This window comes from Paenibacillus anseongensis, from assembly GCF_009757995.1.
Taxonomy (GTDB): Bacteria; Bacillota; Bacilli; order Paenibacillales; family NBRC-103111; genus Paenibacillus_E; species Paenibacillus_E chondroitinus.
The window spans coordinates 86,867-103,148 of sequence record NZ_WSEM01000034.1; the positions used below are offsets into that span (position 1 = coordinate 86,867).

17 protein-coding genes are annotated in these 16,282 nt (G+C 47.2%); all 17 read right to left on the reverse strand.

Translation table 11 applies throughout. The features are described from left to right. Positions 1-35: 35 nt before the first annotated feature. Positions 36-1,541, reverse strand: coding sequence for an argininosuccinate lyase (gene argH, locus GON05_RS31585; RefSeq protein ID WP_397369629.1), 1,506 nt, complete (start codon positions 1,539-1,541; stop codon positions 36-38). 109 nt (positions 1,542-1,650) lie between these two features. Next, entirely contained in the window at positions 1,651-2,268 is a 618-nt protein-coding gene (locus GON05_RS31590; protein WP_157325014.1) for a thioredoxin family protein, read from the reverse strand. Positions 2,269-2,454: 186 nt separating this feature from the next. Beyond that, positions 2,455-3,669 carry a M24 family metallopeptidase gene (locus GON05_RS39990; protein ID WP_309491802.1) on the reverse strand — a complete coding sequence of 405 codons (1,215 nt, stop codon included), beginning with the start codon at positions 3,667-3,669 and terminating at the stop codon, positions 2,455-2,457. Between the two features lie 45 nt (positions 3,670-3,714). After that, complete coding sequence (locus GON05_RS31600; protein ID WP_157325017.1) at positions 3,715-4,461, reverse strand: amino acid ABC transporter ATP-binding protein; 747 nt, start codon at positions 4,459-4,461, stop codon at positions 3,715-3,717. A gap of 13 nt (positions 4,462-4,474) precedes the next feature. Continuing rightward, positions 4,475-5,119 carry an amino acid ABC transporter permease gene (locus tag GON05_RS31605; protein WP_127448956.1) on the reverse strand — a complete coding sequence of 215 codons (645 nt, stop codon included), beginning with the start codon at positions 5,117-5,119 and terminating at the stop codon, positions 4,475-4,477. A 26-nt stretch (positions 5,120-5,145) separates the two neighbouring features. Beyond that, positions 5,146-6,009 carry a transporter substrate-binding domain-containing protein gene (locus GON05_RS31610; RefSeq protein WP_157325803.1) on the reverse strand — a complete coding sequence of 288 codons (864 nt, stop codon included), beginning with the start codon at positions 6,007-6,009 and terminating at the stop codon, positions 5,146-5,148. Positions 6,010-6,086: 77 nt separating this feature from the next. Next, the gene (locus GON05_RS31615) at positions 6,087-6,746 is read right to left on the reverse strand and encodes a methionine ABC transporter permease (RefSeq protein WP_127448954.1); all 660 of its coding nucleotides are present in this window, start codon (positions 6,744-6,746) and stop codon (positions 6,087-6,089) included. Further along, on the reverse strand, positions 6,736-7,764 hold the full coding sequence (locus GON05_RS31620; protein WP_157325018.1) for a methionine ABC transporter ATP-binding protein: 1,029 nt from the start codon (positions 7,762-7,764) through the stop codon (positions 6,736-6,738). The genes GON05_RS31615 and GON05_RS31620 overlap by 11 nt, the downstream gene beginning before the upstream one ends. A gap of 86 nt (positions 7,765-7,850) precedes the next feature. Beyond that, positions 7,851-8,729 (reverse strand): MetQ/NlpA family ABC transporter substrate-binding protein, encoded by an 879-nt coding sequence (locus tag GON05_RS31625; protein WP_157325019.1) that lies wholly within the window; start codon positions 8,727-8,729, stop codon positions 7,851-7,853. A 69-nt stretch (positions 8,730-8,798) separates the two neighbouring features. After that, the gene (locus tag GON05_RS31630) at positions 8,799-9,020 is read right to left on the reverse strand and encodes a hypothetical protein (RefSeq protein WP_157325021.1); all 222 of its coding nucleotides are present in this window, start codon (positions 9,018-9,020) and stop codon (positions 8,799-8,801) included. 332 nt (positions 9,021-9,352) lie between these two features. Then, complete coding sequence (locus tag GON05_RS31635; RefSeq protein WP_157325023.1) at positions 9,353-9,895, reverse strand: OsmC family protein; 543 nt, start codon at positions 9,893-9,895, stop codon at positions 9,353-9,355. A gap of 120 nt (positions 9,896-10,015) precedes the next feature. Further along, positions 10,016-10,978, reverse strand: a complete 963-nt coding sequence (locus tag GON05_RS31640) for a LysR family transcriptional regulator (RefSeq protein WP_157325025.1) — start codon at positions 10,976-10,978, stop codon at positions 10,016-10,018. Between the two features lie 169 nt (positions 10,979-11,147). Then, positions 11,148-12,836 carry an ABC transporter substrate-binding protein gene (locus GON05_RS31645; protein WP_246239622.1) on the reverse strand — a complete coding sequence of 563 codons (1,689 nt, stop codon included), beginning with the start codon at positions 12,834-12,836 and terminating at the stop codon, positions 11,148-11,150. 62 nt (positions 12,837-12,898) lie between these two features. Beyond that, entirely contained in the window at positions 12,899-13,363 is a 465-nt protein-coding gene (locus tag GON05_RS31650) for a hypothetical protein (protein ID WP_157325030.1), read from the reverse strand. A gap of 19 nt (positions 13,364-13,382) precedes the next feature. Further along, positions 13,383-14,348 (reverse strand): ABC transporter ATP-binding protein, encoded by a 966-nt coding sequence (locus GON05_RS31655; RefSeq protein WP_246239624.1) that lies wholly within the window; start codon positions 14,346-14,348, stop codon positions 13,383-13,385. Next, positions 14,314-15,327 carry an ABC transporter ATP-binding protein gene (locus GON05_RS31660; RefSeq protein WP_157325805.1) on the reverse strand — a complete coding sequence of 338 codons (1,014 nt, stop codon included), beginning with the start codon at positions 15,325-15,327 and terminating at the stop codon, positions 14,314-14,316. The genes GON05_RS31655 and GON05_RS31660 overlap by 35 nt, the downstream gene beginning before the upstream one ends. A gap of 9 nt (positions 15,328-15,336) precedes the next feature. Further along, positions 15,337-16,275, reverse strand: coding sequence for an oligopeptide ABC transporter permease (gene opp4C, locus GON05_RS31665; protein ID WP_157325039.1), 939 nt, complete (start codon positions 16,273-16,275; stop codon positions 15,337-15,339). Between the last annotated feature and the right edge of the window lie 7 nt (positions 16,276-16,282).

Here is a 16,282-nt window from a genome sequence, read left to right on the forward strand (position 1 = left end):
ATCTCCGGTTGTCCGGTAAATTGAATGGAACGGATCTATTTATCTTGTTTAGCCAGTTTATCGAGTACGCGTTCCACTTTCTCATGAGCATCGTGTATCGCGCTTCTTTTACTTGCGAGCCATACTTTTTCAGCATCTACTCGCTGATCTTGCCCCTTCAATGCCCGCTCCACCTCCGATGGATTCGGTCCGCCGATAATCTTTCGGACATGAATAAAATGTCTGGGATCCAATGCAAGTTTTAACCTTTCTTCACTTATTTCCAACTTACGTCCAATAACTTCAGAAGCGGCATCGTTTAACAGCTCCAAGGAAAGATAACGTTTGGAATTTCCGAATTCCAGCGCTTTTCGCACGACACTGCTAACAATGGAATGTGCGGTGCGGAACGAAAGCTGCTCCTCACGAACCAATGTATCCGCAAGCTCAGTAACCGTTGAAAAGCTCTCCTCTGCTCTGGCCTCCAGCACTTCATTATTAATCGTAAGTGTTGCAATAACATTAGCAAGCAACCGATAAATGGATTCAAGTACAGCAAGGCTTTTCCAAGCGTAGGGTTGCATATCATCTTCGGTATCAACAATATCGCCAAACGGTGTATTATGAATCATAGTCAACACGGTCTGTGTAAGGCCAACACAACTGGACAAAAGCGAGCGCATATGCTCAATAGATACAGGATTCCGTTTCTGCGGCATAATGGAGCTGATCTGAACGTAAGGGGCTGCCACCTTCAGAACGGCAAATTCCTGTGTACTCCAAAGCAGCAGTTCTTGTACAAAACGGCCTAGGTTTATTGCCGCAAGTTGAACACTAGTAGCGATTTCACCGACATAGTCCGCTCCGCTAACTGCGTCGTATGCATTTTCAATAACCTCATCAAATGCAAGTAATTCAGCCATCCGCTCTCTGTTCACAGGGAATCCGGAAGTCGTTAAAGCTGCAGCTCCCATACTACTGCGGTTGCAATTCGCATAGGCGGATTGAAGCCGGCGGATATCCCGGCCTAGCGAGTCAGAAACTGCTGCTATATAATGGCCTATCGTCGTTGGCTGCGCTTGCTGTGTGTGCGTATAGCCAATCATAATTGTATGGACGTGAGAACGTGCAAACTGCAACAAATTCTCCTCGAGAAATAAAGCGGATGCCAATGTATCCAAAAGTTTTTCCCTCAGCGTAATTCGATAGATCGCTATTCCCATATCATTCCGGCTTCGCCCTAGATGCAAATGACCTGCAGCTTCCCCAGCCAATAGGTGCAATTGGTGCTCGACCTCAAAAAACAAATCCTCGAACTCTCCCGTGTAAGAAGTTTCCCTCAACCGCTTAATATCCAATGCCTTTAATGAGACTGCAAGCGTATGGGCATCATGATCACTTATTAACGATTGCTCCCACAGCATAATTAAATGCGCTTTGTTAATGTCCATCATGGGACTCAGCAATTCTTCCTTGGCATGGTCATAAGCTGGACTTAAGACAACCTCCGCATATGTTTTCCCTGGGAACTTATGGTCCTGATCTAATGTTGGAATAGACACTTGATGAGACATCCTCCTATTGGGCGAGTAGCATGAACTCGGCCTGTTTATTTTCGGGTGATCCTTCATCGAATAAACCGATTTAACCCTCCCGGTAGTAATTATTGAGTTAGCCGAGAATGGAACGAATACTTTCAATAATAGCCGTCTTTTCTTGCTCACGAGCCTTTGGGCGTTGTTCATTTAAATAACGCAATAACGACCTTTTTACTTCTTCATCCAATTCAGAAAGTGCCTTATCTCTCCCTTCCCACTCTGAGTGAAGATTCCAAAATTCCTCCTTCCAAATGCTGATTAGATCAGTTATTTGATCGGGGCGTTCTATGAACAAGCCCAGCTCCTCTCCACCATTAAAAAACACATAAGTTGGAATATGATTACGCCCGTCTTTGTGCAGGTAAGCGGCAGCAATATCTTGATTGTCAGGGTCTCGTAGTAGAATATGCAGCTTCAGTTTACCTGTTTCGCGCTCAATCTTTGCAAATAAAGGTAAATTCGCAACAACATCTCCGCACCAATCATGGGCTAGCACCAAGACATTTATTGGCTCCGGAAGACTCTTGAAATAAGCTAATTCCTGTCTGCTCAATGTATACTGCTCGAAATTCGCTTGAAACCTTTCAACATTTACCTTGGCGTTGTCAATAAATTGCTGGTAAGTGAAGGCTTCCTGAAAAGCTCGCTCTCTTCTTTTCTGTGAAATTCTTTCTGCATTTTGAGTGCTCATATCCGTCATTCCTCCATAAAAGTTTTTCATTCCACAATACTAGTAGACGAAAAAAAGCATGGATTTAGCATCCATGCTTCCGGTTTTCCGGTCAGTGTTAGATTAATATATTCCTATAAGTTTACTCGGTATTTACACAATAGCACCATCGACCAAAATTTGTCAATGAAAAGATCAGCTCCCTTCTTACAGAGAAACGAGCTCTCGGGAAAGCTGATTCAAACGTTCACAACCATTCGTTGTGACCAACACCATATCCTCGATCATCATCGCACCAATGCCGTAACCGTAATAAGGCGTTTCAAGACAAATGACCATTCCAGGCTGGAACAATGTCGCTTCAGATGGACCCAGGAAAGGCGGCTCCTCGGCTGCGAGGCTTAAACCTGCGCTATGCCCAAGGTGCCCACGATTGTAATTCGGAAGCCCCGAGCGCCGGATCACTCCCATCGCATCCTCAAATACTGCTTGCATCGAGATGCCCGGTGTTATGATCTCCAAAAGGCGGTCGTGACCAGCCTTCAATGCGCTGTAGACCCGCGATATCGTTTCCGAGGGATTGCCGAGAACGAAGGTCCGCGCAATATCGGACCCGTAGCCGTTCACATCTACGCCAACATCAAATTTGATGACGTCCCCTGTTTTCGCAGGGGAGGTATCAAAGCGATGAGCAGGTGCAAATGAAGCACCCACCGAAATCATATCGAAACGTGCGGATAAGCCCTTCACGTATTTCATCAAAGACAGGCGAAACTCATGCACGATGTCCTGCGCTGTGCTGCCTTGGCGAATGCTCTGAATCGCATCCGTTATACCTGCTTCCGCATAGACGCACGCGGCACGAAGCTGCTCGATCTCCCACGTTGTTTTGATCATGCGCAGCGCTGTGAACAGACCTTGGGCCTCCACCAGTTCCGCTTCTGGTGCCGCCTGATGCAGTGTTTCCACTGAGGAATGCCGCATGTTGTTCAGTTCGACAGCAATTCTGCCGGCCTGGCAGCCATATTCCGCTAGCGTCTTCTGGAGCAGACCGAACATTTCCTGCGCCTGATGACCTGTTGGTCGTTTGCCTTCATACTTGCCGCCTCTCATACCGAGCGGATCATCAACATCTACCCAAGTCGGATAAGTTCGCAGCTCACAATTCGGCAAATCGCTGGATACGCCAGCCGCTTCAAAGTCATTCATAATCATGACTGTCTTGGAACTGGGATCACGGAATAGGACCGCTAATGCAACTTCGCTCATCCGCAAAGTATACATAAATGTGCTTTCATGCCCGCAAAGATAATAGAAATTTTCATAAGACGATGCCACGAGCGCATCCAGGTTCTTTTCCTCCATCAGTACTCGTGCTCTTGCCGCAATCGTGTTTAAATGATGCTCATCGGGATGGGACACTGGTATATTTTTCTCCTCTCCTTCGGCTTACGTGAGGCGATATGCCTACAAATCCCCTAACTGTCTTAGAAATCTGCGAGCACGTTCTGTCTGCGGCTGCACGAAAAATTGACTCGGACTCCCCTCCTCTTGAATGGCACCATCGCTCATAAAAATGACTCGATTTGCAACTTCGCTCGCAAACTTCATTTCGTGAGTGACAACGATCATCGTCATTCCATCAAGTGCAAGCTCCTTCATAACCTGAAGCACTTCACTGGTCAGTTCAGGGTCCAATGCCGAGGTCGGCTCATCGAAAAGCATTACTTTCGGCTGCATCGCTAACGAGCGTGCAATCGCTACTCGCTGCTGTTGACCGCCGGAAAGACGAGAAGGATATTCGTGTTTTTTCTCCAGAAGACCGACTTTCACGAGTAATCTTTCTGCTAGTTCTTCCGCTTGCTTAACGCTCAAATTTTTAACCAGCATAGGCGCCATCGTAATATTTTCAAGTACTGTCATATGGGAAAACAAATGAAAAGATTGAAAGACCATCCCGCTCATTAATCGAATTCGTCTAATGGCTTCCCGCTTCGCGGATTTGGCCATGTTAGCGTTCCATGTGACATCATCCATGCGAATTGTGCCGGAATCCGGTTCTTCCAGCCCATTGAGGCAGCGCAGCAGCGTGCTCTTCCCCGAACCGCTTGGTCCAAGCAGCACGACGATTTCTTTGGCCTTCATTTTAAACTCGATCTGTTGCAGCACTTGCAAGTCATTAAAACTCTTCGAAAGCTGATTCACTTCAATCATACGGTTCACACCTTCAATAAGCCTTAGATAAATTCTTTTCGATCCTCGTCAGCAAATGGGAAAACAGCAAGCTCATGATCCAGTACATAATAGCAATAGCTATGTAAAATGGCATGGCGATATAATACTGTGCGATCAAAAGCTGAGCTGTGCGGAGCAGCTCTGTCACGGTAACAATGGAAACGAGCGATGTTTCCTTGAGCATCCCGATAAAGGTGTTGCCCATCGGCGGTATCGCTACGCGCGCGGCCTGTGGCAGTACAACCTTATAAGTCGTTTGCCAAGGAGTAAGACCTAGTGACATCGCCGCTTCCGTCTGCCCTTTGCTGACAGATAGAATGGCACCGCGGAAGGTCTCCGATAAGAAAGCGCCAATATTAAGGCTGAGTGAAAGAAAAGCGGCTGTAAGGGGACCCAAACGTATGCCGTAATCCGGTAAGCCGTAGTAGATGATGAAAATTTGGACGAGAATTGGCGTTCCCCGAAAAACAGAAACATAAAACATCGCGATATTCCTCACAACGATGTTTCCTTTTAGGCGGGCAAACGCCAAAACCAGAGCAAGAATGAAGCCAAAAAACATCGACACCACGGTGATTAACAGCGTGTAATACGCACCCTTCAATAGAAAGTCGAGATTTTGCCAAACAAGCTCCATACATGCCTCCTCCTACGCACTGATGCTCAGATGTTAGGATCGACTTTGAACCATTTTTGGAAGATTTGTTTAAATGTTCCGTCTGATTTCATTTCGGCCAATGCATTATTCAATGCACTTAAGAGTTCAGCGTTATTTTTACGAATCGCGATACCGGCAAAGTCATCTTTTACTGAAGCACCTACGGTTTTAATCTGAAAATGGTTCTTTTCAACCAACGGTTGAATGGCAAAAATATTGTTGATTGTGGCATCGATTCTCCCCGCATTCAAATCCGTAAGCGATGTAATCACATCGTTATAGGTCACGATATCAAAGGTGCCCACCTTCGGCAGTACTTCGTTGCGTAAATAAGTCTCATCATTTGTTCCAAGCCCAACCCCGATTTTTTTCCCTTTAAAATCTTCAATCCCTTTCACAGAGGTATTCTCATTTTTAACGATGACACTCACGCTGTTTTTTATATAGGGTGAAGAGAAATCCATCGTTTTCTTGCGGTCGTCCGTAATGGTAACTTGGCTGACAAGGGCGTCATACTTTTTTGTTTGCAGCCCTTCGATTAATCCTGAAAACTCACCCGTAATGAATTCTGCTTGAACACCGATCCGCTTGGCAACTTCCTTGGCAACATCGGCATCGAATCCGTCCACTTCATGTTTATCATTGAGAAAATTGTAGGGTGCATACGTCCCCATCAAGCCAATTCTGACTTTGCCTGACTTCTTAATTGATGCCAACAAATCCTCAGAGGCAGCATTGGTGCTCTTTGGTGTTGCTGAAGCTGTTCCCTGCGTATTATTCCCTGATTTGCTAGAGCAACCAACAACTGCTACAGTTATCAAACTTACTATTGAGATTCCTCTTATTAAATTTTTGACTGTGACTGACATGTTCTGTCCTCCTTGAGAAAGTAAACGCGAATTAACTACACCTAAGGTTTCCCAATTTCTCCAAATCATACGCAAGTTTACTTCCTCAAACTCTTCGATATCCAATTTCCTAGGGATTGCACGATCTGAACAATCAGAACAAGCAATAGCACAGAGGTATACATCACATCAGGTTCCCACCGCTGATATCCGAACCTTATCGCTACATCCCCTAAACCTCCGGCCCCCATAACACCAGCCATTGCCGATGCCCCAACCAACCCAATTGTAGCAATTGCAAGTCCGAGAATCACAGCTGGCCGTGCCTCTCTCAATATAACTCGGATAATAATCTGCCGTTTGGAAGCGCCCATAGCCTGATAAGCCTCAATGACACCGTGGTCGACCTCCAACAGCGCCGTTTCCATCAAACGTGAGATATAAGGGGCCGTGTAAAAAACAAGAGGCACAATAGCTCCTTTTACACCGATAGTCGTACCAACAAGCCATTTCGTTAAGGGAATAATTGCAACCATAATAATGATAAAAGGTATAGATCGAATAATATTAATGATCGTGTTCAAGATATGATAGACAACTGGATTTGCATAAAGATGGCCTGGTCTAAGCACAACTAACAGTACCCCTAACAAGAGTCCAATCACGCTTGAATAAACGATTGAATATCCGACCATGACAGCTGTTTCGTTCAGAGACTTCACATAGAGATCAGCATCCTCAATTAATTTATTCAACATCCTGTATCACCTCAATCTTTAAGTTCTGCTCCTTCAGGAAGCGTATGCCATTCTCGATAATTTCGCGATCGCCAGTTATATGTAAAACAAGCATTCCAAAAATACTCTCTTTGATTTGTGTAATATTCCCATAAATAATGCTGGGTCGTAGACCGTATTTTGCGGTTAAGTCGGCCAGTACAGGCTCTGTGACAGATTCACCAATGAATGAAGCACGGAGCAAGAGGCTTGTTTTCCCAGAGTTTCGTAACTTAGACAATAATAATTCCGGGATTTCCATATCAAAAACGCTTTGGATAAACTTACGCGAGGTATTCGTTTGGGGGGAGTAAAACAGATCGATAACCGAACCTTGTTCGACAATACGGCCATTGTCCATGACAGCAACCCGATCGCAGATTTTCTTGATGACATGCATCTCATGCGTGATAAGGACTATCGTTATCTCGTATTTACGGTTAATATCCAGTAGCAAATCTAAGATAGATTCCGTAGTTTGAGGATCTAATGCCGAAGTAGCCTCATCGCATAACAAAATCTCCGGATCGTTTGCCAAGGCTCTGGCAATGGCAACACGCTGTTTCTGCCCTCCCGAAAGCTGGCGTGGATACGATTTTTCTTTGTCCTCTAGTCCCACCAACTCAAGCAATTCTCTCACCTTGGCGTCGATCATCTTTTTTGGAACCTTTGCCAACTGCAGCGGTGCGGCTACGTTCTGATAAACAGTTCCTGAAGACAACAGGTTAAAATGCTGAAAGATCATCCCTATCTTTCTTCTCATCATCCTTAGATCGTTTTCGTTTAATTGCGACATCTCCACGCCGTTGATCTGGATACTGCCGGAGGTCGGCTTTTCCAAATAATTGATACAGCGCAAGAGGGAGCTTTTGCCAGCCCCACTGTAGCCGATTACACCGAATATTTCGCCTTTATGGATTTGAATGTTGGCTTGTTTAACCGCTTCTACCCGCACTCCTTTTTGTTCAAATGTTTTACTGACATTCCTCAACTCGATCAAGCTGTACATCTCCTCTCCGTTCAAGTGCAAAGCAAGAGGCCTCTTTCGTTTGGAAAGAGACCTCTATTTTTCCATTCCGCATATATTTACCAAGAAGGTACGATGTAGCTGCCGTACTTGTCTTCAACAAGTTTTTTCACTTCATCCGAATGATAAGCTTTAATTAATCGTTGAAACACCGGTTTATCTTTATCTGCTGTGCGCACAGCTATCAGGTTTACCCAAGGTGAATCTTTAGGTTCGATAAAAATGGCATCCTTAGTAGGCACGAACCCGTTATCCACTGCATAGTTCGTATTAATGACTGCTGCGGTAAGATCCGGCAGTGCTTTCGGGATAAAAGGAGCTTCTAACTCCTTGAATTTTAGTTTCTTAGGGTTTTCTACGATATCACGAACTGTAGCTTTGACGCCTACGCCTTCCTTCAGCTTGATCAAGCCTGCCCGTTCAAATAAAATTAATGCTCTTGCCCCGTTGGACGGATCATTTGGCAGCCCCAGTTCATCACCTTCTTTGATCTCAGAAACGTTTTTAATTTTCTTTGAATAAAGCCCTATCGGAAAATTCAACGTATTCGCCAGTTTAACGATATCCAGCTTGTTATCTGCCTTGAACTGATTGAGATATGGCTCATGCTGGAAAGCATTGGCATCCAACTGGCCATCCGCCAACACTTTATTCGGCTGAATGTAATCGTTGAACGTTACAATCTCGATTTCCAGATTGTCCTTCGCAGCTACTTCTTTAACTTTCTTCCAAATTTCTTCCTCCACGCCTGCGGAAATGCCGACCTTCAATTTGGCTTTTTCATTTGCTGGACTGGCTGAGGGTGAAGGAGCAGCTGTAGTACTTGCTGCCGTTGCAGCTGGACTTGCGGCAGGTTTCGTATTCGACGGTTTTGCGCATCCCGTTACCGACAAAATAAAAATCATAGATAGGATAGATAATAAATGCGATCTTTTCATGCTTTTGCCCACTCCCGTATTCTCTAGTATTTGTTTCAGAAAGCTATAGTCGAATCTCTACTTTTGCGTTTAGAAAATAGGGATCCTGTATTTATTTCCTTCGCTTGCGTACAGTATGGCCTCCGAATTATATAAATCAATATACAAAGGAGACTCCTTAATGGATGCCAATGTAAGTTTATTTAACCTTAATGCAGATAAGAGAGCCGGAATCAGCTTTTGTGTGGTGCCGATCAAATAAACGGGTACAGGAACTTCATTGTATGAAATTTTGACTTGCTTTGTAGTCATACTCACTCCTCCTTTCTCCAAAATATTGAACGAAAAAAAGCATGGATATAGCACCCATGCTTCCGGTTTTCCGGTCAGTATTAGATATTCTTAAATTTCTATGAGATTACTTGGTATTTGTATGATAGCATCATGAGACAAAATCTGTCAACCTAGAAATCTTGTGACTTGAGAAACGGGACAAATAGCGGCCCACAGTTCCTCCGCGCAAAAAAGAGCCTCTATCGCTGAAATAGCACCCTGTAGTTCCCCTGCAAGGGAGCAACCTGGCTCAAGCGAAGCAAAAATAAGACGCTCGGGAAAACCTCGAGCGTCTTAAGCATGAAACTATGTTAAGCTTCCTGAACAACTTGAACCGTTTTGTGAACGACTTCGCCTTGAATCTCCTGCGGATTCTTCAGCAGGTTATAAATCGGGCATACCCGCTCAATGGCTTCATGAAGGGCGGCGATCGTCTCCGGCGATTCATTAGAGGTGATGTAGAGCTTATATTGAATATTATGCGGATAAATAGGAACATCCTCATATCCTGGTTTGCCGGCCAGCGGATGCTGCTCCCCGGTCACTTCCACCTCGAGGGATTCGAGCGTAACACCACGCTCTGACGCTTGGATCAGCGCAATATGCGTAATGCAGCTGCTAAGGACGCCAAGCTGTAGCTCCGGTGAGCTTGGCCCGAGATTGTAGCCGGCGAAATTTTCCGGGCTGTCGCTAATGATTTGGAAGTCGCGAATGCGGATTTCGCGTATGCCGCTGCGGCCGGCTGCGCGGGCTTGTGCTTTTAACACATTCGGCTTCGGATCTTGCGCCGCTTTCTCACGCAGAGCGGCACCTGCCGCTTTTTTCTGAATCAGATACTCGTTTAATGTTGACATATGAACACACTCCCATTTATAATTTAATACTTTTCTTACCCGTTTAATCGGATTTGATATTAACAATATATCACGTGGATTCCGCTCTGGAACAATACTCATTATTCATCCATCAATAACCTAACAGAATGGCAAGCGCAAGCTTGTCAAAGGTTCACTTGTCGCCGGATAAACCTCTCTCCGTGGAATCAGCGGCAGCACGTGTTTTCGTTCATTGATTTTCCTTTGTAAAAAGTCGATGAAAGCAGCGCAAGCTTGAGGCAGCTGATAGTTCCGCCTATAGCCTATACCAAGCTGCACGGGAACGGGCGGAGAGAGCGGTACAGTCCGAAGCCCTTCATCCGTACTGGATGTCGTTCGCAGCAAAATGCTTGCCCCCATTCCTTCGGCGACTAAAGAGCGGAGCAAAGCGAACTGATTCGTTGTAAAAGCGATGTTTGGTGCGATACCTGACTCTTTGCCGGCTTCTAAGAAAATGTTTAGCTGCTGCTCATCCTCCTTGAACAAAATCAGCGGTTCCTCCAGCAATTTCTCCATCGTCACCGATCTTCTGTTGGAAAGCGGATGATCTTCAGCAACACAAGCAACCGCTTCGTCGGTCAACAGCGGAACGACCATGAGCTCAGCATCTTCATTCGAACCAAGCAGGATACCGAAATCGATCTCTTTACATTCAATGAGATGGCGAATATGGTCGTTCCCTTCTTCGATGACCGTAATAGCGAGCTTGGGATGCAGCTTTTTGAATTCCTTTAACAATGGAGCAAATGAGCTGCTCCCGATGATGGAAGGAAGGCCTATCCGAATCTCCCCGCGCTCAAGTCTGCGCAGCTCCTCCATCTCCCGGCGAGCTTCGTCGAATTGGCCTAGAATCGACTGAGCGTATGCGAGCAGCACATTCCCTTCTGAAGTCAGCACAACACTTTTGTCCGACCTATCAAACAGCTTCAGCTGCAGCTCCTCTTCCAGCTTTTGAATCGCTTTGCTTATGGCAGGCTGAGCCACCAGCAGCTTCTCCGCCGCCTTCGTGAAGCTGCATGATGCAGCAACCTCTACGAAGTATTGCAGCTTCCGACTATCCATCGTTACACTCCTCCCCTAGACAAAAAAAAGACATAACACAGCCGTGAATAAACGACAAATGTTATGTCTTCAGTTATCTGATCGACATACCAACAATTCCTATGAAATTACATTGTTATTGAGCGTATCACCCTTCAAGCCTATAGTCAATCAAGAATAAGCTCGGATGCTATTCAATTTTCAAAGAGGGAATCGAATTGCCCAAAATGTTGATCGGATCGAGGTCCACCCCTTTAACCCGTGCGTTATGTGCGGACAAAATTTTCAGATAAGACAGCAGCAGCACAGGCGGATCCTCCTTCAGCTCTTTGTACAGCGAATGATAAAGCTCCGTTCTTTTGCCCGTATCCAGAACGCCCGTCGACTGATCGATCAATTGATCCACCTTCGGATTGGCATAGCCACTGATGTTGTATTTCGAATGGTAGCTTTTTACTCCATCATACGGATCGGATAAATTCGTCGTTGTGAACGACGCGAGATCGAAGTCCCCTTTCTTCCGCTTGGCCAGCAACGCGTTGAAATCCAAAATCTCCGATTCTACACCGATCCCTATATCCTTCAAGTTTTCTTTAGCCAGAGGAATGAGCACATCATCGATATTGTAGCCTTTGCGGCCCAAATATTGCAGCACGAGCTTTTGTCCGTCTTTCTCCCGAATACCGTCAGAGCCCACTTTCCAGCCAGCTTCGTCAAGCAGTTGCTTCGCCTTTTGCGGATCAAACGGATATGCGGTCACGTCTTTGGTATACGCCCACGAGCTCGGAGAAACTGGAACATTGGCTACGGAACCGAAGCCTTGGTACAAAATGTCAGTGAACTTTTGCCGATCCAGCCCGTAATATAACGCCTGACGAACGCGTTTGTCTTTAAAGTACGGCTTATTCGAATTGAAATCCAGATAGACGTAAGAGGTTGCCGTAAAAATGTTGATATTGGCAAATCCGAGCGATTTCAGCTGCTCATAGTTATCGCGGTTCGCCGTGAATCGATCAAAATCGGTTTCGCCTACTTTTAACAATTGAAAATTCGTACTGCCATCGGTGACCTTGAAAATGAAATTTTCCACAGCCGGCTTGCCGTTAAAGTAATAAGGATTCGCTATAAGCCGTACCTCCTGGCCCTTTACGTATTTGCTAAATTTATAGGGTCCAGCACCTAGAGGCTGTGAATGCAAAGTTTTAATTTCATCCAAATTCCCCTGCTTGTAACCCTTGCCGTAGTAGGCCTTGGACAACACCTTGCCGCCAATCAACGGCAGCGACAGCGTACTCACCTTATCCGTCGTCACTTGAATGGTTTGCGGATCAATCACTTTGATTCCTTCTACCGAGGACGCTTTCCCCTCTTTGTAGGCTTTGCCACCCATAATGTTCGCTTGCGTAATATCCGTATTTCCATCATAAACGGGATCGTGTAGCAGCGTCAGCGTAAAAGCTACATCTTCGGCCGTTAACGGCGTACCGTCGCTGAATTTCAAGTCTGGACGCAGCCGGAATGTATAGGTCAATTGATCTTGGGAGATCTCCCATTTCTCAGCCAACTCGGGAATCGCTTTGCCCGCACCGTCTTTGCCGACCAATTGACCGAAAATGACGTTCGTCACGTTGCCATCCCAGCCGTTTTGCGAAAAATACGGATTGAAAACACCCTCCATCGACAGTGTCCCCGATACGAATGTGTTGATTCGTTTCTTGGAGGTATCCGGATTTTTCGAAAGATCCGTCGCTTTCAGTAGACCATCTTTAATATCACTAGCGCTTGACTGCTCGGCTGCTGGTGGAGTCTGGCCCGCTTGATTGGCGGTAGAGGTAGCCCCTGGATTGCTTCCGCATGCTGACACCAACGTTGTTGTCATAAGACTCAATAATATGAGTGTAACCCACTTTTTTCTCTTCATTTTCTATTCCTTTCTCTAACTCAAAATGTTGTTAAACCCGGAGACTTCAAGACGATGTCCACCGTACTCTTACCTTCTACGGCGACATTTTCGCGAACCACGATATGCCAATGTACATCGGGTATGGTCTCCCGCAATTGGACTAACTCTTCCTGATTCAGCCTCAATTGTTCCACACCGTATTCACTGCTGCTGAAGTCTTGGTCCTCTACCAGTCCAAACCGGTATTTCAAATACGTCTTTAATCCCCGAATCGTAATAAAGGTAAAAGAATAGCCGTGCAGGATGGCTTCCTCGCACTCCTCCCGCCGGGAGGCTGCGTATTCGAACAAGCTGTCCCACGTCCAGTCGTCGAGAACCGCATTCTTCAGTCTATTGAAGTCGCCTGATCTTAATATTTCCGTCAACTCCGTTCCGGAAATCCCGTATGCCCGGGCAGCTTCAATACGAACGCCTATCGGCTGCGGAAGTTTTACTTTCGGCATCGTTCTGCCTCCTTCTCAATTAGATCAAATGACAAGCAGCATAATGACCGCCGCCTACATCTCTAAACATTGGCTTCTGTTCTCGGCAAACGGCTTCTGCCCATGGGCATCTCGTATGAAACTTGCAGCCGGATGGAGGATGGGCCGGGCTTGGGATATCTCCCTTCAGCACAATCCTCTCCCTCACGGCTGTCGGGTCTGGGATCGGTACTGCGGAGAGCAGCGCCTTTGTATACGGGTGCTGGGGATGGCTGAACAACTCATCACGGGGAGCAAGCTCCACCAGTGAGCCCAGATATAGAACACCGATGGTCGTGCATAAGTGCTCGACCACACTCAAATCGTGCGAGATGAGCAAATACGTGTAGCCACGGCTCTCTTGCAGGTCGCTGAGCAAATTGATGATTTGCGCTTGAATCGACACGTCGAGCGCAGAAACCGGTTCATCTGCTACGATAAATTCAGGATTCAAGATGATAGCGCGAGCAATGCCGATCCTCTGCCGCTGGCCGCCGGAAAATTCATGCGGATACCTGTCGATATGATAGGAAGCCAATCCGCACAGGTTAAGCACCTCCAGCACTTTCTCCCTGATTTCCGCTTTGGAGGCAAGACCATGATCGAGCAGCGCTTCTCCGATAGCGTCTCCAATGCGGATGCGCGGGTTGAGCGAACCGAACGGATCCTGAAACACCATCTGCATCCGCGAGCGCATGCTGCGAAGTTCGTTCCGAGATAAGGAGTATAGGTCGATCCCGTCGAACCGGACTTCGCCGTCGGTCTTCTCACCGAGACGCAAAATTGTGCGTCCGATCGTGCTTTTGCCGCTGCCGGACTCACCGACAAGCCCAAAGGCTTCCCCTCTGCGAATCGTCAGGTCGATGCCATCAACCGCTTTTACGTCGCCGACCTTACGTCCCCATAACCCTTGAGTAATAGGAAAATATGTCTTAAGCCCTTTGACTTGCACCAACGCTTCGGACAATGTCGCTCCCCTCCTCATACAGCCAGCAGGCTACGGAATGATCTTTTTCAGTATTTCGATTTTCCGGTTCTCTCGTACGGCAAATCTCCATTGCATATTCGCATCTGTCGCTGAACCGACATATGCTTGCAAGGCCGATTGGGCTCGGCACCTGTCCAGGGATGGCGTATAGTCTGTCCACCCGCTGCCCGAGTCGGGGTCTGGATTTCAGCAGCCCTTGTGTGTACGGATGCTGTGGATTGCGGAACAACGGCAGCACCGGCGCCTGTTCGATCACTTGGCCACCGTACATGACAATAACTTGATCGGCCATTTCTGCCACCACACCAAGATCGTGCGTAATAAGTAGAATTGACATCCCGGTTTCTACCCTAAGCGTCCTCAACAAATCGAGGATTTGTGCCTGTATCGTCACATCCAGCGCCGTTGTTGGCTCGTCGGCAATGAGCAGCTTCGGCCGGCAGCATAAGGCAATCGCAATCATGATTCGCTGCAGCATCCCCCCACTAAGTTCATGGGGGTAAGCATCCACGAGCTGATCCGCTCTCGGGACGCCAACCTTGCGAATCCACTCGACCGCTTCGGCGCGAGCTTCTTTTTTACGAAGATGCAAATGTTCCATCAGCGGCTCCATGAGCTGCTCACCGATCGTGAGCACCGGATTAAGCGAGGACATCGGCTCTTGGAAGATCATCGCGATTTCGTGCCCACGCAGCCGGTGCACCGGCTTTCCGCCGTCCCGCAGCAAATTTTCGCCTTCAAATATAATTTCACCGCCGACGATACGGCCTGGCGGCTGCTCGATCAGGCCCATCATAGAAAGCGCCGTTACGCTTTTGCCGCAGCCGGATTCCCCGACCAATGCCACCGTTTCCCCTTCGCCGATACAGAAACTCACGCCGTTGACGGATTTGACAATCCCCTGCTCCGTATAAAAATAAGTATGCAGATCTTTAAATTCCGCTAATGTTCCGGGCAACGGATTCACCTACCTTTTTAGTTTCGGATCCAAAGCGTCCCGCAGTCCATCTCCGAGCAAGTTAATGGCAATGACCGTGAAGAAAATCGCCGTCCCCGGCGGAATCCACAACCATGGCCGTGTTTGGAAATCGATGAGCGAATTGGCCGCAGCCATCATATTTCCCCAAGATGGCGTTGGCGGCACAACGCCAAGCCCTAAATAGCTGAGCACTGTCTCGCTTAAAATAGCCCTGGCCACACTTAAGGTGGCAACGACGATGATGACCGGCACCGCATTCAACAGCAGATGCACGATTTTCCTGCGGTCTCGCAGCCCGAGCGATTCTGCAGCGAGCATGAAGGTTCTCTCCCTGAACGATAAAATCTGACTGCGCACGAACCTGGCGAGCGACGGCCAAGCCATGAAGCTGATCATGACCATGACCAGATAGATCCGATATTCGGAAGGCACCTTGAGGTCGGATAAAATGGCACCGATGATGATAAGAATCGGAATTTCCGGGACTGCCAGCAAAATATCTGCCGCACGCATGATGATGTTATCAACCGCTCCGCGATAGTAGCCTGCGAGAGCCCCGAGCAGCGAACCCAATACAACGGAGAGTACCATCGATACGACGCCAACAAGCAGCGATATGCGCCCAGCTTGCATCAGCCTCGTCAGCACATCCCGGCCGAGCTGGTCCGTTCCTAGCCAGTGCTCGGCATTAGGCGGCTTGTTAATCAGCGATACAATCACCTTGCCTTCCTTATAATCCGAGAACAAAGGTCCAATCACGCATAATAGCGCCATAAAGAGCAAAAAGAACAGTCCCGCCATAGCCAATTTTTTTCTACCTAACCGTTTTCGTGCAGTTCCCCAAAGTGACGTGGCCTTTGTGCGGGATTCGTGATCTGCGGCGGTCTTATTTCCGGTCTGCACCGAGCTCCAGGTCTCCGCTTGCATTCCCCCA

What these genes read in the sequence shown, in the direction of transcription:
- GON05_RS31610 (WP_157325803.1), bottom strand. Translation starts at nt 6,009, where the DNA reads ATGTCAGTCACAGTCAAAAATTTAATAAGAGGAATCTCAATAGTAAGT.
- GON05_RS31625 (WP_157325019.1), bottom strand. Translation starts at nt 8,729, where the DNA reads ATGAAAAGATCGCATTTATTATCTATCCTATCTATGATTTTTATTTTG.
- GON05_RS31605 (WP_127448956.1), bottom strand. Translation starts at nt 5,119, where the DNA reads ATGGAGCTTGTTTGGCAAAATCTCGACTTTCTATTGAAGGGTGCGTAT.
- GON05_RS31635 (WP_157325023.1), bottom strand. Translation starts at nt 9,895, where the DNA reads ATGTCAACATTAAACGAGTATCTGATTCAGAAAAAAGCGGCAGGTGCC.
- GON05_RS31650 (WP_157325030.1), bottom strand. Translation starts at nt 13,363, where the DNA reads ATGCCGAAAGTAAAACTTCCGCAGCCGATAGGCGTTCGTATTGAAGCT.
- GON05_RS31600 (WP_157325017.1), bottom strand. Translation starts at nt 4,461, where the DNA reads ATGATTGAAGTGAATCAGCTTTCGAAGAGTTTTAATGACTTGCAAGTG.
- GON05_RS31630 (WP_157325021.1), bottom strand. Translation starts at nt 9,020, where the DNA reads ATGACTACAAAGCAAGTCAAAATTTCATACAATGAAGTTCCTGTACCC.
- opp4C (WP_157325039.1), bottom strand. Translation starts at nt 16,275, where the DNA reads ATGCAAGCGGAGACCTGGAGCTCGGTGCAGACCGGAAATAAGACCGCC.
- GON05_RS31615 (WP_127448954.1), bottom strand. Translation starts at nt 6,746, where the DNA reads ATGTTGAATAAATTAATTGAGGATGCTGATCTCTATGTGAAGTCTCTG.
- GON05_RS31645 (WP_246239622.1), bottom strand. Translation starts at nt 12,836, where the DNA reads ATGACAACAACGTTGGTGTCAGCATGCGGAAGCAATCCAGGGGCTACC.
- GON05_RS31640 (WP_157325025.1), bottom strand. Translation starts at nt 10,978, where the DNA reads ATGGATAGTCGGAAGCTGCAATACTTCGTAGAGGTTGCTGCATCATGC.
- GON05_RS31590 (WP_157325014.1), bottom strand. Translation starts at nt 2,268, where the DNA reads ATGAGCACTCAAAATGCAGAAAGAATTTCACAGAAAAGAAGAGAGCGA.